The sequence below is a fragment of the Halopseudomonas sp. genome (assembly GCF_047631575.1).
GTDB lineage: Bacteria > Pseudomonadota > Gammaproteobacteria > Pseudomonadales > Pseudomonadaceae > Halopseudomonas.
On the sequence record NZ_JBLIAB010000006.1, the window covers coordinates 99,726 to 118,925 of the forward strand.

Sequence of the window (19,200 nt, forward strand, 5' to 3'; positions counted from 1 at the left end):
GGACGCCGTATGTCGGACGTACTGGAAAGCCTGAATGGACTTGTTGTTCCGCTTGCGGAGCAGGCCCTGCTGTTGCCCAACGTAGCGGTGGCAGAACTGGTTGGATTTCGACTTAACCGGGTTCAGGAGAACGCACCCTCATGGTTTCTTGGCTGGACGCTTTGGCGTGATCAGCAGGTGCCGGTAGTTGATCCTTATGTGCTGCTTAATGAGCGGCCGGATGAGACTGGCAGACAGCCGCGTACGGTGATACTCAATGCCATCGGCGAACGTGCCGGCGTACATTACATCGCTATGCGTGTCTGGAGTATCCCGCGCTCACGCAAGGTGACACGCGGAGAGATGAGTGCTGTGGAAATCAGTATTCCTTACGTATTGCAATCGGTGAGGCTGGGCGAAGAGCTTCAGACCTTGTGCATTCCCGATCTGCTGAGTATCGAACAGACACTCGAAACTGCGGGCTTGCTCAGACCCTGAAGGCAAGCGCAGTCACACCGGAAAGCTCAGACGAGCCTCTGTGCCACCACCGCTGCGGTTAAGCAACTGAACTGTAGCGCCATGACCCTCGGCAATACGCTTGACAATCGCCAGGCCTAATCCGGTTCCTTTGGTAGTGCGAGCCCGGTCCCCCCGTGTAAAAGGCGTAAACAGCGCCTCGCATTCGGTAGGATCGATACCCGGGCCGCGGTCAAGAATCGCTACCACCAGATAGGGTTGAGCCGCTGCCCGGGTAATATAAGTGCACACCTCAAGACCCGCGCCGCCGTGGTGCAGCGCATTGTCGACCAGGTTGCCGATCACCCGCTTCATGGACAGGCGGCGTAACTTGATCAGCGGCACAGGCTCCAGGCAGAGCCTGACCCGTTCTTCACCCGTATTCAGCGGGGCGACGACTTCGCGAATGATGTCATTAATGTCCTCAGCCTCGATGGCCTCGGTGCTGCCGTCGCGCATAAAGGACATGAATTGATCAAGGATCGCATCCATGTCCTCGATATCGCGAATCATGCCCTCGGTTAAATCAGGGTCGGCACTGGCCAGCAGCTCGGTTGCCAGGCGCATACGGGTAAGCGGTGTACGCAGGTCATGGGATACGCCAGCGAGCAACATAGAGCGCTCCCGGTTAGCCTGCTCGACATCATAAGCCATCTGATTGAATGCGCGATAAACTTCTGCAATCTCGGCGGGGCAGTTGGTATCGAGGAGACGAACGCTCTGGCCTTTGCCGATACGACCAGCTGCACGCTCGAGCATTTTCAGGGGATGATTCAGTTGGCGAACAAATACCCACGCAGCTGCCATGGACAACAATCCGATGAGCCCAAGCGAAAGCACCACTGTCCAGATTCGCTGACCCCGCAGTGGGTGGGCGTAGAGCGGTACCTGTAACCAGCTGTCGCCGTAGCTGGGTTGATGAACCCAGAGTAGAGGTTCGCCCTGAATACGGACCCGGACCTGAGTCATATCGCCTAGCTCATCGCGCAGTTGATTAGAGAATATGCCCGAATAGGGCCAATGCACTTCTCCGGCTGGAACCATTTCGCTGGGAACCATGTGCAGGCCGGTGACCTGCTCAATCTCTGCACGAGCCTCGGGGTTGCTTGCCCAGTAGGAGCCGATAAGCATGGCTGTACCATGGCTGTACTGCCGGTCAACCAGGAGATCCTCGTTAGCCAGCAGATAAAGCATGGTCAGAATTTTTGAAAGCACCATGACTACCAGCACCAGTGTGATGGTGCGGGCAAAAAAACTGCGTGGCATCAACGGATGCCAGCCAGCCCCTCCTTTCACGAAGGCTTGCCATCCGGAACGAAGACGTAGCCGACACCCCAAACAGTCTGAATGTAGCGCGGCTTGGATGGATCGGGCTCGAGCATGCGCCGCAAGCGCGAGATTTGCACATCAATTGAGCGTTCCAGTGCATCCCATTCACGACCCCGGGCCAGCTGCATCAGCTTGTCACGGGTAAGTGGCTCACGTGGATGTTGCACCAGCGCCTTGAGCACAGCGAATTCGCCCGTGGTCAGCATGTGTACTTCCTCGCCGCGGCGAAGTTCGCGTGTGCCTAGGCTGAGCACAAACTCACCAAAACTGACTTCCTCGTCTACGCTACCGGGTGCACCCGGAACCTGAGGTGTCTGTCGACGCAGTACAGCTTTTATCCGGGCAACCAGTTCACGGGGGTTGAACGGTTTGGGCAAGTAATCGTCGGCGCCTTCCTCTAAACCAATGATACGGCTCGCCTCGTCGCCCTTAGCGGTGAGCATGATAATCGGTGTCTTGTTTTCCTGGTCACGCAATCGCTTGCAGGCGGTCAGACCGTCTTCACCAGGGAGCATCAAATCCAGAACTATCAAGGAATAAAGCTCGCGGGCAAGCAAACGGTCCATTTGTTCGGTGTTTTCAACCGCCCTGACCCTGTAGCCCTGTTCCGTTAGAAAACGCTCGAGGAGACGACGCAGTCTAACGTCGTCGTCAACAATCAGAATCTTTTCACCTTCACTGGTCATACAGGCTCCACCTTTATTTGGTATGAGACTATTGTGGCTGAACACGCCTTTACGCGGGCTCAGGCATTGTTACAAGAGGTTTCTTTTGTACAAGTTTTTAGGCCCCCGTGGCAAAGCTTTCTGTTCGTCAGGATGCGCCCCTGACGTGAAACTGTCGGTTATACTGCGCGGCTTGTAAAACTGATCGGACATTTTGCCATGGAATCTATCGCTTTACGCATTGCTACTGAGCTCGCCGTTCGTCCAGAGCAGGTCGATGCGACCGTGAGACTCCTGGATGAAGGCGCCAGCGTGCCGTTCATTGCTCGTTACCGCAAGGAAGTCACTGGCAGCCTGGATGACACTCAGCTGCGTTATCTTGAAGAGCGTTTGCGTTACCTGCGCGAACTCGAAGATCGCCGCTCAAGCATTCTTGCCACTATTAGCGAACAAGGCAAGCTGACCACCGAGCTTGAACGTGATATTCGCAGTGCCGACAGCAAGACTCGCCTGGAAGACCTCTACTTACCTTATAAGCCCAAACGGCGCACCAAGGGCCAGATTGCCCTGGAGGCAGGATTGGGCCCCTTGGCTGAATCACTTTTTAGCGATCCTGCGCTGACACCGGAGCAGGAAGCAACCACATTCGTGGATGCTGAAAAGGGCGTCGCTGATGTGAAGGCAGCGCTGGACGGGGCCAAGTACATTCTGATGGAACGGTTCAGCGAGCAGGCCAGTCTGCTCGAGCGGCTGCGTGGCGCTTTGCGTCAGGAAGGCCGTGTGGTATCCAAGCTGGTAGCCGGCAAGGAACAGGACGGCGCCAAGTTCCGCGACTATTTCGACTATGCGGAGGACCTTCGCAAGGTGCCTTCCCATCGGGCTTTGGCTATTTTGCGCGGACGCAACGAGGGCATCCTCAGTATCGCTCTGGAACTGGGTGACCCTGACCGACTGGCCAGCGTGGCGCACCCCTGCGAAGGTATGATTGCCCAAATGGTGGACATCCGCGATGAAGGCCGACCGGGTGACCGCTGGTTGGCCGAGGTGGTTCGCTGGACCTGGCGAGTGAAGCTGCTGGGTCAGCTGGAAACTGAGCTGCTTGGCGAGCTGCGCGAAAGCGCGGAGGACGAAGCGATTCGCGTGTTTGCCAGCAATCTCAAAGATCTTTTGCTTTCGGCGCCGGCCGGTCCCCGGGTTACCCTGGCACTGGATCCGGGTCTGCGTACTGGGGTTAAGGTGGTTGTCGTGGATGCCACCGGCAAGCTAGTGGCGTTCACTACTGTTTTCCCCCATGCCCCGCGCAACCAGTGGCAGGAGTCTTTGGCAGTGCTGGCTGCGCTGTGCAACAAGCACAACGTCACCTTGGTGGCGATTGGCAATGGCACCGCCTCGCGTGAAAGTGACAAGCTGGCAGGCGAGCTGATTAAACTCTGCCCGGCTCTATCGATGCAGAAAATCATGGTTTCTGAAGCGGGTGCATCAGTTTATTCCGCCTCTGAGCTGGCAGCGAAGGAATTCCCCGATCTGGACGTGACCTTCCGTGGCGCTGTCTCCATCGGACGTCGTTTGCAGGACCCGCTCGCCGAGCTGGTCAAGATCGAACCCAAGGCCATTGGTGTGGGCCAATACCAGCATGATGTTTCTCAGGTAAAGCTGGCCCGCAGTCTCAACGCCGTGGTCGAAGACTGTGTAAACGCGGTAGGTGTCGATCTCAATACTGCCTCGGCACCACTGTTGACTCGCGTATCCGGTCTTAACCCCACTATCGCCCAGAATATTGTTGATTACCGTGATCAGCACGGCGCCTTTGGCAGTCGTCGTGAGCTGCTCAAGGTCGCCCGCCTGGGTGACAAGACCTATGAGCAAGCTGCGGGCTTTTTAAGAGTGATGAACGGAGGCAACCCTCTGGATGCGTCGGCGGTTCATCCCGAAGCTTATGTGTTGGTCGAGCGGATTGCTGGCGAGACGGGTCGAGATGTACGCAGCTTGGTCGGCGATTCGGCATTTCTACGCAAGCTTGATCCCAAGGCTTTTACCGATGAACACTTTGGTATCCCGACGATCAGCGATATTTTGCTTGAACTCGACAAGCCCGGCCGTGATCCACGCCCGGAGTTCAAGGCGGCGACTTTCCAGGAAGGTGTGGAAACTATTCGCGATCTCACGCCGGGCATGCAGCTCGAAGGCGTGGTGAGTAACGTGGCCAACTTTGGTGCCTTTGTTGATATTGGCGTGCATCAGGATGGCTTGGTGCATATCTCCATGTTGGCGCATCAGTTCGTCAAGGACCCGCGCGACGTCGTTAAGGCCGGCGATATTGTGCGTGTGAAAGTAATGGAAGTGGATATTCCGCGCCAGCGTATCAGTCTGAGTATGCGTATGGATGACGAGCCAGGCGTCTCAGCGCAGACGCGCTCCGAGGCCCCACGCAAGCCCGCAGCACATCAGGGTGATCGTGCCAAAAGCAGCGAGCAGGGGCGTGGCCAAAAGGCTGGCGCTGGTGCCCAGCCAACCACAGGTGGTACCTTTGCCAACCTGTTTGCCAACGCAAAAGACCTGAAGAAGCGCTGATAATGAGCCTACACCCATCGTTAAACCGCATGAGCGCTTTCACCAAGATGCTTGGACTGCAGTTCAAGTCCATGGAAGCCGGTACCTGTACCCTGGCGCTGCCCATTCGTGAAGATCATTTCAATTCCACCGCACGGGTGCATGGTGGGGTTATTTTTTCCTTGTTGGACTCTGCCATGGGTGCCGCCGCATTCAGCGTGCTGGAACCCCACGAATCCACTGCTACAGTGGAGTGCAAAATCAACTATACGCGGGCGGTGGTGGGTGGTGAGCTGGAGTGTATCGGCAAGGTAGTGCACGCTGGCACACGTACCGTCGTAGTTGATGGTGAAATATGGCAGGACGGTGCCCTGGTTGCCAAGGCTCTGGGTACCTTCGCGCGGATATGATCCGCGCATTCAACTGTACGCCATGCGCGGTGCGCAGCGGCCCGTTATTGGTTAAGGAGTGACACCCTTGTCACCAGCATTCAGCGACACTCTCGACCTGCTATCCAGTCCGGCCCAACGCGAAGTTCTTCGTAACTGCCGGCACGGCATCGAAAAGGAAAGTTTGCGCACCACCCCCGGCGGGACCCTGGTGCAAACGCCGCATCCATCGGCGCTGGGGTCAGCACTGACTCACGGGAGTATTACCACCGATTACTCAGAGGCGCTGATTGAGCTAATCACCCCGGTTAACACCAGCCTGGGCGGGCTATTTGATAGTCTTGGAACGACCCACCGGTTTGTCTATGCGCAGCTGGGTGACGAGCTGCTCTGGACCGAGTCCATGCCCTGCAAACTACCCGCCGACAGCGATATTCCGATCGCTTGGTACGGTACGTCCAATGTCGGCATGTTGAAGAATGTATATCGCCGTGGCCTGGCAATCCGCTATGGCAAGGCGATGCAATGCATTGCAGGAATCCATTACAACTTCTCGCTGCCCCCTCAGTTGTGGACCATTTTGCAACAGCAGGTGGGTGATCTGCGGCCTGCTCAGGATTACCAGTCCGACCGTTACATGGCTATGATCCGCAATTTTCGCCGGTATGCCTGGCTGCTGATGTATCTATTTGGCGCGTCGCCAGCAGTCTGTGCGACCTTCCTGCAGGGTCGTGATCACAAGCTGGAAAGCCTGGGCAGTAATACCCTTTATCTGCCCTACGCCACTAGCCTGCGCATGAGCGACTTGGGTTATAACAACAATGCCCAATCGGACCTGAATGTCTGCTACAACACGCTCGACAGCTACATCCATAGCATGCAGGAAGCGATTAGTCTGCCTTTTGCAGCCTATGAGCAGATGGGTACGCACGATAGCGCCGGCCAGTGGCAGCAGCTCAATACCAATCTGCTGCAGATCGAAAACGAATTCTACAGCCCCATCCGACCCAAGCGGGTCGCTGACAGTGGTGAAAAGCCGGTCCACGCGCTTGCAACCCGGGGTGTCGAGTACATAGAAGTACGCTGCATGGATATTGATCCGTTCGTGCCTTTAGGTATCGAACCCACTACAGCCCGATTCCTTGACAGTTTTCTGCTCTACTGTGCATTGCAGGACAGTCCTGCGCTCACTGAGGAAGGGTGCGTTGAGACTGGTGACAACTTTGCGCTAGCGGTCAAGCGCGGACGTGAGCCGGGCCTGCAATTGACTGACGGTGGAGCCAGTCGCGAACTGACCGCCTGGGGTGTTGATCTGATGGAGCAAATTGGTCACTGCGCCACCCTGCTTGATGGTGCGCACCAGACGAGCGCATACACTGAAAGCCTGGCAGCGCAGCTAGCCAAGCTGGCCGACTCCGCACTGACGCCCTCAGCCAAAGTGCTGGATGCGATCGCCGCCCATGACAACAGCTTCTTTCGCTTTGCGCTGGCCCAGTCCCATGCGCATCAGGCACACTTTGCCGCCATGCCACTGGATCAGGAAACGTTGGCCGCCTACCAGGCAGAGGCGGCGAAATCGCTATCAGATCAAGCCGCGATCGAAGCGGCGGATGAAATGGACTTCGACAGTTTTGTCTCCAGCTATCTTGGCCAGGGTATTACCGGGTAAACACCCGGCGTATGTTCGGTTACTGGGTAACCAGGTTGGTAAACAACAGGTCGTCGACCAGTGGTTTGCCTTCTTCCTCCTCAAGTACCTCGCGGACCTTCGTGAGGGCCTTGCTGCGCAGCGCCTCCTTGCCTTCCAGCGTCGCGATACTCTCCAGGGTCTCGTGGGCGAACAAGCTGACCAGAGCGTTACGGATCAGCGGGTCGTGATACTCGATTCGTGGCACGGCGGTCCCATCGTTGGCACGCAGCGCAACATCAATTTTCATGTATTGTATCTTTGGCCCGGGACCGACGGTGCCGACGAACGCCGGCTTGAGCTCCACATACTGAACACCGGCTGCCGGAGCGCCCTCTTCGGCCTGAATAGGCAGGACGGCGAGGCTGAGTAGCAGGGGCAGGGCAAGAATGGTACGCATGGGGTGGACTCCTTTTGGTTGACCACAGGATAGCCGAGCAATGCTCCCCAGCCAACCAACGCCGTGGTGGATCTTATGGACGGCAATCAATCAACGGCATGGTCATTGACCCAGTTGCCCCGCTTGCGACTAGACTGTGTCAAAACCTGATAATGGAGTCATCATGAAAGCCGTATTGTGCAAAGAATTTGGTCCTGCCAGCAGCCTGGCATTGGAAGAAACCGCCGATCCCGTAGCCAAAGCCAACGAAGTCATCCTGGATATTCACGCTGCAGGAGTGAACTTTCCGGACACGCTGATCATCGAAGGCAAATACCAGATCAAACCACCGTTCCCGTTCTCTCCGGGCGGCGAAGCAGCGGGTGTTATCGCCAGTGTGGGTGAAAAGGTCCGTCACCTTAAGGCAGGTGACAGGGTCATGGGCCTCACTGGTTTTGGCAGCTTCGCGGAAAAAGTTGCCGTCGATGCCATGCGCATCCTACCGATTCCCAGTGATATGGATTTCGTTACTGCTGCCGGCTTTAGCATGACCTACGGCACCTCTATGCATGCTCTCAAGCAGCGAGCGAACATCCAGCCTGGCGAGACGCTGCTGGTACTTGGCGCCTCGGGTGGCGTAGGCCTGGCGGCAGTTGAAATCGGAAAGGCAATGGGTGCGCGGGTAATCGCGGCCGCGTCCAGTGCTGAGAAGCTGGCAGTGGCCAAAGCCGCTGGCGCTGATGAGTTGATCAATTACTCTGAAGTGAGCCTCAAGGATGCGGTTAAAGAGCTGACTAAAGGGCAGGGCGCGGACGTGATCTACGATCCCGTCGGTGGCGATCTGTTCGACCAGGCTGTGCGCTCTATTAACTGGAAAGGCCGTCTGCTGGTGGTGGGTTTCGCCAGCGGCCGCATCCCCGAGTTTCCGGCCAACCTTGCCTTGCTCAAGGGCTCATCCATTGTAGGTGTGTTCTGGGGCTCCTTCGCCGCACGCGAGCCGCAGACTAACCTGGAAAATTTCCAGCAGTTGTTTGCCTGGTTCAGCGAGGGCAAGCTTAAGCCGCTGGTATCGGAAACCTTCCGTCTGGATCAGTATGAAGATGCTCTGAACATTCTGACCTCGCGCAAAGCGGTGGGCAAGGTTGTGGTTCAGGTTCGCGACTGAATCGGCGTTACTGGCTGCCGGCAAACCCCTGCTGGCGCCAGGCTTCATATAAAAGCACCGCAGCGCTGTTCGACAGATTCAGGCTGCGGCTGTCAGGTAACATCGGAATACGCAGAACCTGATCCTGCGGCAAGCCTTCACGAACCGATGCGGGCAAACCCCGACTCTCCGGCCCGAATAAAAACATATCCCCAGGCTTGAACGCCGCCTCACTGAAACAGCGGGTGCCCTTGGTGCTGAGCGCAAATACGCGCTGCGGTTTGATCGCATCCAGACAGGCCTGCAGGTTGGCGTAGGTCTTTACCGCCGCGAACTCGTGGTAGTCCAGACCAGCACGGCGCAAGCGCTTGTCATCCAGCTCGAAACCCAGAGGCTCGATCAAGTGAAGGCTGCAGCCGGTGTTGGCACACAAGCGAATGATATTGCCGGTATTGGGCGGGATTTCGGGTTCGAGCAGGGCGATGTGGAACATAGGGTCTTCCAGTAAAAAGCTGGAAAGGATTCTAACCCGTGGGAGCAATGCCGCAAGTAGGGTGCAAGGATAAAAAAAGGTGACTCCGGCCTGCCTGAACCGGAGTCACCTCAAATACACCCACTATTAATAAAGCATCAAGCGTGCCAAAAGCATATAAGACGCCGTTTATTCAGTATCGTCCTCGTCATGACCGTCGATATTCATGCCCAATTCCTTGATCTTGCGGGTCAGGGTATTGCGGCCCCAGCCCAGCAACTGTGCGGCATCTCTGCGTCTGCCGGCGGTATGCTTGAGGGCGGTTTCAATCATGATGCGCTCAAATACGGGAACCGCAGTTTCCAGTAGGCTAGTCACGCCACGACCCAGCTCTTGGTCGGCCCAGATGCGCAAACTGTGCTCCCAATGAGCGTCTGCTGCACCATCCTGGGGCTGGGAGAGCATTTCTGGAGGAAGGTCCTCGACCAGCACTTCCCGGCTTGAGGCCATGACTGTAATCCACCGACAGGTGTTCTCCAGTTGGCGCACGTTACCTGGCCACGGCAGGCTGCGCAGATAGTCTCGTGTTTGCGGTTTGAGTACCTTGGGCTCAACCGCCAGTTCCTGAGCAGCGCGGGCGAGGAAGTGCTGGGCCAGTGCGGGAATATCTTCCCGGCGCTCGGCGAGTTTAGGAATATGGATGCGGATGACGTTCAGACGATGAAACAGGTCTTCGCGGAAGTGGCCAGCCTTCACCAGGTCTTCCAGGTTCTGGTGGGTGGCCGCGATGATGCGCACGTCGACCTTGATAGGTACGTGGCCACCCACTCGGTAGAATTCTCCATCGGCGAGCACGCGTAACAGTCGGGTCTGGGTCTCGGATGGCATGTCGCCGATTTCATCGAGAAACAGGGTGCCGCCATCGGCTTGCTCGAAGCGTCCGCGCCGCTGCACCGCAGCGCCAGTAAAGGCACCTTTTTCGTGGCCGAATAGTTCCGACTCCATTAAGTCCTTCGGAATGGCCGCCATATTCAGCGCGATGAACGGGTTACGCGAGCGCGGACTGTGGCGGTGCAGAGCATGGGCGACCAGCTCCTTGCCTGTGCCTGACTCCCCGTTAATCAGTACCGTAATGTTGGAGTGGGATAGTCGACCGATCGCGCGAAACACCTCCTGCATCGCAGGCGCTTCACCAATAATCTCGGGTGTCTTCGCGTCGACGACGTCAGGCCCCTGATCGTCCTTTTCCCGGCTGTGGGCCAGTGCACGACGCACTAGAGCTACGGCTTCGTCGACGTCGAAAGGCTTGGGCAGATATTCAAAGGCGCCACCCTGGTACGAGGCCACTGCACTGTCCAGATCCGAGTGTGCGGTCATGATAATGACCGGCAATTTCGGCATGCGTTCTCTCAACGTGGAAAGCAATTCCAGCCCGCTGGTACCGGGCATGCGGATGTCGCTGATGAGCACATCCGGTTGTTCGCGTTGCAGTCGGGCCAGGGCCGCGTCGGCATTATCGAAACTGACCGACTCCATGCCTTCCTGCTGGAGCGCTTTCTCCAGTACCCAGCGTATGGAACGGTCGTCATCGACGATCCAGACGTTTTCAGTTCGGCTCATGGGTTTTGTCTCCGGGTACAGGTTCCAATGGTAGGAACATTGTGAATACGGTGCGGCCAGGTTTGCTTTCACATTCAATCAAGCCCTGATGCTGGCTGATGATGTTCTGGGTGATGGAAAGACCCAGCCCGGTGCCTTCCGGGCGGCCGCTGACCATGGGGTAGAAAATGCTTTCGACTATGTCATTGGGAATGCCGGGACCGTTGTCGATAATCTGTACCCGACAGACCAGCCGGTGGCGTACCTGTCCAATGGTGAACTGACGCAAAGCGCGGGTACGCAGAGTGATGCGACCCTTTTGCAGTCCACCCTGTTCGGCGATGGCCTGCATAGCGTTGCGTACAATGTTGAGCAGCGCCTGAATGAGTTGTTCGCGGTCTGCCATGATGTCCGGGATGCTGGGGTCATAATCACGCACTAGAGTCAGTTCGCGCTGCGTCTCTGCCTCCACCAAGCTATAGACGCGCTCGGTTATCTCATGAATGTTAAGCGGTTGCAGATTGGGCGGTCGGTAGGGCCCGAGCATGCGATCAACTAGGTTACGCAGGCGATCGGCCTCTTCGATTATCACGTCTGTATAATCTTTCATTGATTCTTCCGGCAGCTGCCGAGCAAGCAGTTGAGCCGCCCCGCGGATGCCGCCGAGTGGGTTTTTTATTTCGTGCGCCAAGCCTCGTACCAGAGCCTTGGTGACTTCCTGTTTGGATAGTTGTGCTTCCTCTTTGGTGATTCGCAACAGGCGATCGAGGGGATGCATTTCCAGTAATAACCAGTGCGTATCAGCACTGACAATAGGCGTAACAGAGTAGTCAACCATCAGGCGGTGACCGTTGTTCAGGTCAAGCTGGGCTTCGCGTTTGGTAAACGGATTACCGTCAGCGACTGCGATGTACAAAGATTCAAGTGCAGTCCGATTGTCATGAAAAAGCTCACCAACTGGCTGTTGTGACACCCGCTGACCGCTCACCTCGAGCAATATTTCGGACGCAGGATTCATATAACGCACACATAATTCGTTATCCAACAGTAGGACGGCTGTTGTCAGGTTATCGAGTATCTGTTTCAAGAATCGGTCAGGCAGCATATTCATTCCCATGGCTTGTGCAGATAAATGCAAGAAGCGAACCAATAGAGGGCGTTCTGCATACTGGTATGTATCGGCGGTGGTGCCGACTGTCCGGACAGGTATGCGTGCAAGAATACAGTCGGCCTGATACTGCGGAAAAAGCCTCTAGGTCAGGCAGTTGCATGTACTCTGGTCGTTAGCTTGGGGGGCTAGTGTGTGAGGAGTACTGCTCAAGGTGGGCGTGTAGCGAACTGGCCACAAACAGTATCCATGCACGAAATCCGGCGCACCGGATTTCAGTATGCACAAACATGGTGCGTTATGTCATTTCGGCACGATTACGGTGCTGAAGCTCCACCTGGTCTAGGTGCTTGGGGCGCGGCGTTTTGGTTTGTGCGGCCCGGCTGGAGTACCGAGGTGCGCTGTATGTGGACGGTAATAGCGCCACTGCGCTGCACTTCTTCGCCGCGGGCATTGGTGACTATAGCTACTATCTGGTGAGAGCCGCGGTCAAGTTCGGGTAACGTAATCTGTTGGCTGGGTTGCCCGTTACCAGCAACAGCGGCTTGCTGCAGGTTGCCGTCAACGCTGGCTCGTAACAGATGGCCGGGTGAAAGGGGCGGCTCAGTATTGATCACCAGTGTAAGGTTGCCGTCATTGGCGCGGATCCCTTCGTCATTGGCCGGGCTGGTAATCTGCAGTGTGTTGTAACCGTCGTTCAGCTGGCCGTCGCGCTGCCCCGAGGAGGTTGAGAGCTCTTCAGGCATCTTCGGTATAGTCGATTCCAGCGTATTGATCGGGGGTAGGTCGATCTGCCGAGCGTTGGGGTTGGGCTTGTCGGTATAGACAGTGTTGCCGTCCTCATCGGTCCAGGTATATATCTGTGCGTTGGCGAAGCTGGTCAGCGAGACGAGCAGGGCGGCCAGTGCCCAGCACATAGGGTTTCGTAACATGGTAGTCACTCCTGTGAGTCTAATTCTTAGCCTTGCACTCAAATTTGATTCTGGCAAGGACTTGCAGACGGGCGAAAAAAAAGGGCGCCTCAAAGGCACCCTTTTTCGACCACGGTTATTAAACCGGGTTCAGACGCTGTAATACAGGTCGTATTCGAGCGGATGCACGAAGGTACGTACCTTGATTTCTTCCGCTTCCTTAAGCTCGATGTAAGCATCGATCAGGTCGTCGGTGAATACACCGCCTTTGGTCAAGTACTCACGATCAGCACTAAGGCACTCGAGAGCCTCCTTCAGGCTGCTGCACACTTGTGGGATCTGGCTCGCCTCTTCAGGCGGCAGGTCATACAGGTTTTTATCGGCTGCATCGCCAGGGTGCATCTTGTTCTGGATGCCATCCAGGCCGGCCATCAACAGTGCAGCGAAGCACAGGTAAGGGTTGGCTGCTGGATCGGGGAAGCGTGCTTCAATACGGCGTGCCTTCGGGCTGGAAACGTAAGGAATACGGATTGAGGCCGAGCGGTTACGGGCCGAGTAGGCCAACATGACCGGTGCTTCGAAGCCAGGCACCAGACGCTTATACGAGTTGGTGGCCGGGTTGGTGAACGCGTTCAGCGACTTGCCGTGCTTGATAATACCGCCGATGAAGAACAGGGCAGTATCTGACAGACCGGAATAGCCTTCACCAGCGAAGGTGTTCTTGCCGTCCTTGGAGATGGACAGGTGCACGTGCATACCGGAGCCGTTGTCGCCATACAGAGGCTTAGGCATAAAGGTGGCGGTCTTGCCGAAAGCGTCGGCAACGTTGTGCACGCAGTATTTCAGGGTCTGTACTTCATCAGCCTTGGCTACCAGCGTGTTGAACATGACGCCGATCTCGTTCTGACCTGCGGTCGCCACTTCGTGGTGATGCACTTCGATGGTCAGGCCCATCTCTTCCATGGCGTTACACATGGCGGTACGAATTTCGTGGTCATGATCGACAGGAGGCACTGGGAAGTAGCCGCCCTTGACGCCGGGACGGTGCCCTTTGTTACCCGTTTCAATATCTGCATCGGTATTCCAGGAAGCCTGTTCGGAGAAGATTTTGAACATGGAACCGGAAATGTCGGACTTGAATTTCACTTCGTCAAATACGAAGAACTCGGGCTCTGGACCGACAAAAACTTTGTCACCAATGCCGGTGGACTTCAAATACTCTTCGGCGCGGCGGGCAATACTGCGTGGATCACGCTCGTAACCTTGCATAGTTGAAGGTTCGATGATGTCGCACACCAGAATCAGGGTGGGCTCTTCGGTGAAGGGGTCGAGCACAGCGGTGCTGTCGTCAGGCATGAGGATCATGTCGGAAGCTTCAATACCCTTCCATCCAGCGATGGACGAGCCGTCAAACATCTTGCCTTCTTCGAAGAAGTCATCATTCACGTCGCGGGCGGGCATGGTAACGTGCTGCTGCTTGCCTTTGGTGTCAGTGAAGCGCAGGTCAACCCACTTCACGTCAAATTCTTTTATCAGTTTAACGGTCTTCGACATGGTTTCCTCCATAAGGAATCATTAGCCGGGTATTGGTCCCGACGTTACTAAATTCGAGCGGACAACATCCGCACTCCGCTTGCCTTACAACGGAGCAAAAGATGTGCCATTTCGGCGCATCGGCTGGAAGCTCCGCCAATCCTGGCTTTCAGCGATCACCGGCACATCTGCACCTTTTAAGTGCGCACTATTAAAGTGCAAATAGGTTCTGCGGTGACCCGTTGTGGTGCGCTTCGCTCCGGCTTAGACGGTAAATCTATCAGGCCCCATCTCAATAAAGCGGCATGCATAATGCGCTGCTTTTAAACTTCTTGCACCCGTCGAGGCCGGAAACTCCTATTTCGTACAAAAAACATACACTGTCACGCTAGTGTCTGTATAATGCCCCCCTCTTTTTTCAGTTAGCCGGGCTACCGCCGGGCCACCCCAGGATGTCCATAGTGATCGAGAATCTTCGCAACATCGCCATCATCGCCCACGTCGACCACGGCAAGACTACGCTGGTTGATAAGCTACTGCGCCAGTCTGGCACCCTCGAGCGGAATGAGCTCGACACAGAGCGCCTCATGGACTCCAACGACCAGGAAAAAGAACGCGGTATAACTATTCTGGCCAAGAACACAGCTATTAACTGGCACGACCACCACATCAACATCGTCGACACCCCCGGCCACGCCGATTTCGGCGGTGAAGTAGAACGAGTGATGTCCATGGTCGACTCGGTATTGCTCTTGGTTGATGCCGTAGACGGTCCAATGCCGCAGACTCGCTTCGTGACACAAAAGGCTTTCCAGGCTGGCCTGCGCCCGATCGTAGTGGTGAATAAAGTCGATCGCCCTGGCGCACGTCCTGACTGGGTTGTTGATCAGATGTTCGATCTGTTTGACAACTTGGGTGCTACTGAAGAGCAGTTGGACTTCCCGATTGTTTTCGCATCAGCGATCAACGGTATGGCCGGCTTGGAGCATGACAATCTGGCCGAAGACCTGACCCCACTGTTTCAGGCCATTGTTGATAACGTTCCCGCGCCGAACGTCGACCGCGAAGGTCCGTTCCAGATGCAGATTTCTGCGCTGGACTACAACAGCTTCCTCGGCGTGATCGGCGTTGGTCGTATTGCCCGTGGTCGTATTACCCCGAACACTCCCGTGATTGCCATCGACACCGAAGGCAAGCGTCGCAACGGTCGCATTCTCAAGTTGATGGGTCACCACGGTCTGCATCGCGTCGATGTTGAGGAAGCTGCAGCTGGCGACATCGTCTGCATCAGTGGTTTCGATCAACTATTCATTTCCGATACTCTGTGTGATCCACTGAATGTGGAGGCCATGATCCCACTGTCCGTCGACGAGCCCACTGTGAGCATGACCTTCCAGGTCAACGATTCGCCGTTCTGCGGTCGCGAAGGTAAATACGTTACTAGCCGCAATATCAAGGAGCGTCTGGATCGGGAGCTGCTGTACAACGTGGCTCTGCGCGTAGAAGAAGGTGAAAGTGCTGATAAGTTCAAGGTCTCCGGTCGTGGTGAGCTTCACCTGTCGGTACTGATTGAAACCATGCGTCGCGAAGGTTTTGAGATGGCAGTAGGCCGTCCTGAGGTCATCATCCGCGTTATCGATGGCGAGAAGCAGGAGCCTTTTGAGAACGTCACTATCGATCTGGAAGAGCAGCACCAAGGCGGCATGATGGAACAGATGGGCCTGCGCAAGGGTGATCTGACCAACATGGTTCCGGATGGCAAGGGTCGCGTTCGCCTGGAATACACCATCCCGGCTCGCGGCCTGATCGGCTTCCGCAACCAGTTCCTGACCATGACATCGGGTTCGGGCATCATCACCAGCATCTTTAGCCACTATGGGCCGTTGAAGTCGGGCGAGATGTTCGGTCGCCAGAACGGCGTACTGGTATCGGTTGCTACCGGCAAGGCGTTGACCTACTCGCTGGAAACCCTGCAGGCACGTGGCAAGCTGTTCCTGGGCCACGGTGACGAGGTCTATGAAGGCATGCTGGTCGGTATCAACAACCGTGATAACGACATGGGTGTTAACCCCACCAAGGGCAAAAAGCTCGATAACATGCGGGCATCCGGCAAGGACGAGACCATCGCCCTGGTACCACCGATCCGTTACACGCTGGAGCAGGCTTTGGAGTTCATCGAAGACGACGAACTGGCAGAGATCACGCCCAAGTCGATCCGTCTGCGCAAGAAGTTGCTCAGCGAGAGCGAGCGCAAGCGTTCCGGCAAGTAAGTTGGTAAATAATTAGCAGTACTAAAGAACCCGCCGACCGGCGGGTTTTTTATTGGTTTTTATTGGCTTTTCTGTTCCATTGCCGGTAATCGATTACTCTTGATGGGCGAGCTTTTTAAGCCAAAACGCCTTCGTCGGCGATTTCATTGATATTACTTGCTATAAATCTCCGGCACTAACCGATCACTCTCGATCTCGATGCCCTAGTTTGTAAGCCAGTACGTAGTCACCGATCGTGGTCCCTACCGAGCCGTGCCCTCCGGCCACCAGCACCACCATTTGCTCACCTTTACTATTGAGATAGGTCATGGGCGTCGCCTTGCTGCCGGCGGGTATGTGCTGCTCCCACAATTGTTCGCCATCCGTCAGGCGATAGGCGCGAAAGTACTTGTCTACGCTGGCGGCCAGAAAAGCGATGCCGCCACGGGTGATGATAGGACCACCAATACCCGGTACGCACATCTTGATTTTCAGGGGTAGGGGAGTCATGTCCTGAACCGTTCCGTTCTTGTGTTTCCAGTGAATCTTGCCGGTACGCAGATCCGCACCCGCAACGAAGCCCCAGGGCGGTTGCTGACAGGGAATGCCAAGCGGCGACAGGAAGGGGCTAAGCTCGACAGCATAATCACCGCCCGCGTTTCGTTAAGGCCCTGCTCACCCTGGTTGGTGGCTCCACCCGGGGTTTTACCGTCCTGTTTGGCCACCAACTTGGAGGTGAACGCCAGGTACAACGGCATGCTGAACATGACCTGGCGTTCCGGATCTACCGCAACGCTACCCCAGTTGAACACGCCGAAGTTAACCGGATAGACCAGCGTGCCTTGCTCGGACGGCGTTGTGTAGCGGCCTTCATAGCGCAGCGACTGGAACTGAATGCGGAACATCATCTGGTCCAGCAAAGTGGCGCCCCACATGTCTGAAGAAAGCAATAGTGGGGGCGCTAAGCTGAGCGCAGAGATCGGCTGGGTGGGCGCAGTCCAATCACCGGCAACAGTGCCTTGTGGCGCAGGGACTTCGGTAATGGGCAGCAGCGGTTCGCCGGTTTTGCGGTTCAATATATAGACATCACCCTGCTTGGTGGGTACGACCAGTCCAGGCTCTAAGCCCTTTGCGGTCTGAATATTCACCAGGCTAGGCTGCGCGGGTGAGTCCATATCCCATAGATCATGATGAACGAATTGTTGGACCCATTGCGCCTTACCTGTTGCAAGGCTCAGTGCGACCACCGAACTGGCATATTTTTCTTCCGCAGGTGTGCGGTACATGCCCAGTTGGTCGGGGGTCCGGTTGCCCATGGGGAAATAAATCATACCCAGTTCTTCATCCGCACTGGCCACCGACCAGCTGTTGGGTGAACTGGTGGCGTAGGTATCTCCCTCGGCTATCGGTGCGGTGTCTTCGGGATTAGCTGAGTCCCAGTTCCAGCGCAGTTCGCCCGTCGTAGGCGCGGATCACCCCAGAGGGGGAGTCGATGTCGTAATTGTCATTCACTGCACCGGCGACCACGACTAGATCCGCGGCGACCACGGGCGGTGACGTGGCATAGTAATAGCCCTTTTGGCTAAAGGGCATTTAGCGCCACTTTTCCTTCTGCCTTTACCAGTACTTTATACAAGATCCCCCAAACTGTGCCATCAATCAAGGATTCACGTAAACCGCCCGAAGCATCGCAAAGCAGTGAATCCTCTAACAATCCCTCAAATACCTTACGATATTTTGCACTATGGCCTAGCCTAATCGGCGTACTAAAAAAGATGGTTGCCATGTCTCGCTCGCTACCCTCAGGGGTATACTGATAACTCAAGATAACACGAGCAAAAATACCGACATCTCCTGCACTCGCTTTTGACCACTTCTCTTCCAGCTGCCAGGAATCAGTTGAGACACTTTCTAAATCCTCGCGACAGGATACCGCTAGAAATCCTGTGATAACGCCAAGATGCTGGTAGACAATGCCTGCCATTTTCAGGAAGTTATCAAGATTAGTATGCTGTGCTTGAATCTCAATATTTCGCGCATTATCCTGAATTTCACCTTGCTGAATAAAAAAACCGATTACCAACCAGAGAAAAGCCAAAGGGCTAAAAGCACCTCCGAGAAAACTACCGAATTGATCCAAAGGTAATTGCAAAAATTGTCGCCAACTGACCTGTTGAAACAAATAAAATACAAGTATCACGAGCCACACTATACTGACTATCGTGCCAACGACAATCCGCCAATCGACTCTATCTTTGACGTCACCTTGATTTGCTAACTGCATGATCACCGCTCTATTTTTGTTTAATTATGTATAGTAGCCTTAATTTACTCCACGTAGCGCCGACATTGAAGATCTGGATCACACTCTTAGCATCGGATGCTCAGTAGCCAGATTATGCACTCATTGATACTTAATAGTATCGGTATTGACATGGTTCTAATCAATATCTGGCTCCATCAACTATTAAATAGGTGTAGTACTTTCCTCGATAACTTGCAGTCGTCCATATAACCCCCTACTTTATAAGCTCTATAACTAAATAGAGAACAGTATGCCAAACCCAAATGATAAATATAGTATTGTTAGTACTGATTATACCGTTGGTCAGGATAACGTTTAGCGTTGGGGGTTTGATATTCATAACCCCGTATTCGGCATAAGCGCCGGTCTAATTCTCATTTTCTTA

General features: G+C 55.3%; 14 protein-coding genes and 2 pseudogenes. 6 read left to right on the top strand and 10 right to left on the bottom strand.

The window, feature by feature from the left end; genetic code table 11:
• Positions 1-9 precede the first annotated feature (9 nt).
• Complete coding sequence (locus ACJAXR_RS12170; protein WP_415058542.1) at positions 10-477, top strand: chemotaxis protein CheW; 468 nt, start codon at positions 10-12, stop codon at positions 475-477.
• Positions 478-489: 12 nt separating this feature from the next.
• Here the strand turns inward: ACJAXR_RS12170 and ACJAXR_RS12175 are convergent, their stop codons facing one another.
• Together ACJAXR_RS12175 and ompR are read right to left on the bottom strand one after the other, a co-directional pair.
• On the bottom strand, positions 490-1,761 hold the full coding sequence (locus tag ACJAXR_RS12175; RefSeq protein WP_415058543.1) for an ATP-binding protein: 1,272 nt from the start codon (positions 1,759-1,761) through the stop codon (positions 490-492).
• A gap of 26 nt (positions 1,762-1,787) precedes the next feature.
• Entirely contained in the window at positions 1,788-2,510 is a 723-nt protein-coding gene (gene ompR, locus ACJAXR_RS12180; RefSeq protein ID WP_415058544.1) for a two-component system response regulator OmpR, read from the bottom strand.
• A gap of 198 nt (positions 2,511-2,708) precedes the next feature.
• On the opposite strand from ompR, the pseudogene ACJAXR_RS12185 reads away from it, so the two are divergent.
• The 3 genes and pseudogenes from ACJAXR_RS12185 to gshA form a co-directional block, all read left to right on the top strand.
• A pseudogene (locus ACJAXR_RS12185) lies at positions 2,709-4,886 on the top strand (Tex family protein); the annotation flags it as partial.
• Between the two features lie 176 nt (positions 4,887-5,062).
• A complete protein-coding gene (locus tag ACJAXR_RS12190; RefSeq protein ID WP_415058545.1) occupies positions 5,063-5,449 on the top strand; it encodes a PaaI family thioesterase in 387 nt (128 codons plus the stop codon).
• A gap of 67 nt (positions 5,450-5,516) precedes the next feature.
• A complete protein-coding gene (gene gshA / locus ACJAXR_RS12195; RefSeq protein ID WP_415058546.1) occupies positions 5,517-7,097 on the top strand; it encodes a glutamate--cysteine ligase in 1,581 nt (526 codons plus the stop codon).
• Positions 7,098-7,116: 19 nt separating this feature from the next.
• On the opposite strand, the gene ACJAXR_RS12200 is transcribed toward gshA, so the two are convergent.
• A complete protein-coding gene (locus ACJAXR_RS12200; RefSeq protein WP_415058547.1) occupies positions 7,117-7,515 on the bottom strand; it encodes a flagellar basal body-associated FliL family protein in 399 nt (132 codons plus the stop codon).
• Positions 7,516-7,678: 163 nt separating this feature from the next.
• Here ACJAXR_RS12200 and ACJAXR_RS12205 point away from each other — a divergent pair, with 163 nt between their 5' ends.
• The gene (locus ACJAXR_RS12205; protein WP_415058548.1) at positions 7,679-8,659 is read left to right on the top strand and encodes an NADPH:quinone oxidoreductase family protein; all 981 of its coding nucleotides are present in this window, start codon (positions 7,679-7,681) and stop codon (positions 8,657-8,659) included.
• 7 nt (positions 8,660-8,666) lie between these two features.
• Here the strand turns inward: ACJAXR_RS12205 and trmL are convergent, their stop codons facing one another.
• From trmL to glnA, 5 genes are all read right to left on the bottom strand, one after another.
• Positions 8,667-9,131, bottom strand: a complete 465-nt coding sequence (trmL, locus tag ACJAXR_RS12210; protein ID WP_415058549.1) for a tRNA (uridine(34)/cytosine(34)/5-carboxymethylaminomethyluridine(34)-2'-O)-methyltransferase TrmL — start codon at positions 9,129-9,131, stop codon at positions 8,667-8,669.
• A gap of 168 nt (positions 9,132-9,299) precedes the next feature.
• Positions 9,300-10,730 (bottom strand): nitrogen regulation protein NR(I), encoded by a 1,431-nt coding sequence (gene ntrC / locus ACJAXR_RS12215; protein ID WP_415058550.1) that lies wholly within the window; start codon positions 10,728-10,730, stop codon positions 9,300-9,302.
• Positions 10,717-11,814, bottom strand: a complete 1,098-nt coding sequence (gene glnL / locus ACJAXR_RS12220; RefSeq protein WP_415058551.1) for a nitrogen regulation protein NR(II) — start codon at positions 11,812-11,814, stop codon at positions 10,717-10,719. The genes ntrC and glnL overlap by 14 nt, the downstream gene beginning before the upstream one ends.
• A gap of 320 nt (positions 11,815-12,134) precedes the next feature.
• A complete protein-coding gene (locus ACJAXR_RS12225) occupies positions 12,135-12,749 on the bottom strand; it encodes a DUF4124 domain-containing protein (protein WP_415058552.1) in 615 nt (204 codons plus the stop codon).
• A gap of 129 nt (positions 12,750-12,878) precedes the next feature.
• Entirely contained in the window at positions 12,879-14,282 is a 1,404-nt protein-coding gene (gene glnA / locus ACJAXR_RS12230; RefSeq protein ID WP_415058553.1) for a glutamate--ammonia ligase, read from the bottom strand.
• Between the two features lie 440 nt (positions 14,283-14,722).
• Between glnA and typA the strand changes: the two genes are divergently transcribed.
• Positions 14,723-16,531: a translational GTPase TypA gene (typA, locus tag ACJAXR_RS12235; protein ID WP_415058554.1), complete on the top strand. Its 1,809-nt coding sequence runs from the start codon at positions 14,723-14,725 to the stop codon at positions 16,529-16,531.
• A gap of 183 nt (positions 16,532-16,714) precedes the next feature.
• Here the strand turns inward: typA and ACJAXR_RS12240 are convergent.
• A pseudogene (locus ACJAXR_RS12240) lies at positions 16,715-18,103 on the bottom strand (membrane-bound PQQ-dependent dehydrogenase, glucose/quinate/shikimate family); the annotation flags it as partial.
• Positions 18,093-18,794 (bottom strand): hypothetical protein, encoded by a 702-nt coding sequence (locus ACJAXR_RS12245; RefSeq protein WP_415058555.1) that lies wholly within the window; start codon positions 18,792-18,794, stop codon positions 18,093-18,095. The gene ACJAXR_RS12245 and the pseudogene ACJAXR_RS12240, both read right to left, overlap by 11 nt.
• Positions 18,795-19,200: the final 406 nt, after the last annotated feature.

What these genes read in the sequence shown, in the direction of transcription:
- ACJAXR_RS12175 (WP_415058543.1), bottom strand. Translation starts at nt 1,761, where the DNA reads ATGCCACGCAGTTTTTTTGCCCGCACCATCACACTGGTGCTGGTAGTC.
- trmL (WP_415058549.1), bottom strand. Translation starts at nt 9,131, where the DNA reads ATGTTCCACATCGCCCTGCTCGAACCCGAAATCCCGCCCAATACCGGC.
- glnA (WP_415058553.1), bottom strand. Translation starts at nt 14,282, where the DNA reads ATGTCGAAGACCGTTAAACTGATAAAAGAATTTGACGTGAAGTGGGTT.
- ACJAXR_RS12205 (WP_415058548.1), top strand. Translation starts at nt 7,679, where the DNA reads ATGAAAGCCGTATTGTGCAAAGAATTTGGTCCTGCCAGCAGCCTGGCA.
- ntrC (WP_415058550.1), bottom strand. Translation starts at nt 10,730, where the DNA reads ATGAGCCGAACTGAAAACGTCTGGATCGTCGATGACGACCGTTCCATA.
- ACJAXR_RS12170 (WP_415058542.1), top strand. Translation starts at nt 10, where the DNA reads ATGTCGGACGTACTGGAAAGCCTGAATGGACTTGTTGTTCCGCTTGCG.
- ompR (WP_415058544.1), bottom strand. Translation starts at nt 2,510, where the DNA reads ATGACCAGTGAAGGTGAAAAGATTCTGATTGTTGACGACGACGTTAGA.
- ACJAXR_RS12190 (WP_415058545.1), top strand. Translation starts at nt 5,063, where the DNA reads ATGAGCCTACACCCATCGTTAAACCGCATGAGCGCTTTCACCAAGATG.
- ACJAXR_RS12200 (WP_415058547.1), bottom strand. Translation starts at nt 7,515, where the DNA reads ATGCGTACCATTCTTGCCCTGCCCCTGCTACTCAGCCTCGCCGTCCTG.
- ACJAXR_RS12245 (WP_415058555.1), bottom strand. Translation starts at nt 18,794, where the DNA reads ATGCAGTTAGCAAATCAAGGTGACGTCAAAGATAGAGTCGATTGGCGG.
- ACJAXR_RS12225 (WP_415058552.1), bottom strand. Translation starts at nt 12,749, where the DNA reads ATGTTACGAAACCCTATGTGCTGGGCACTGGCCGCCCTGCTCGTCTCG.
- glnL (WP_415058551.1), bottom strand. Translation starts at nt 11,814, where the DNA reads ATGCTGCCTGACCGATTCTTGAAACAGATACTCGATAACCTGACAACA.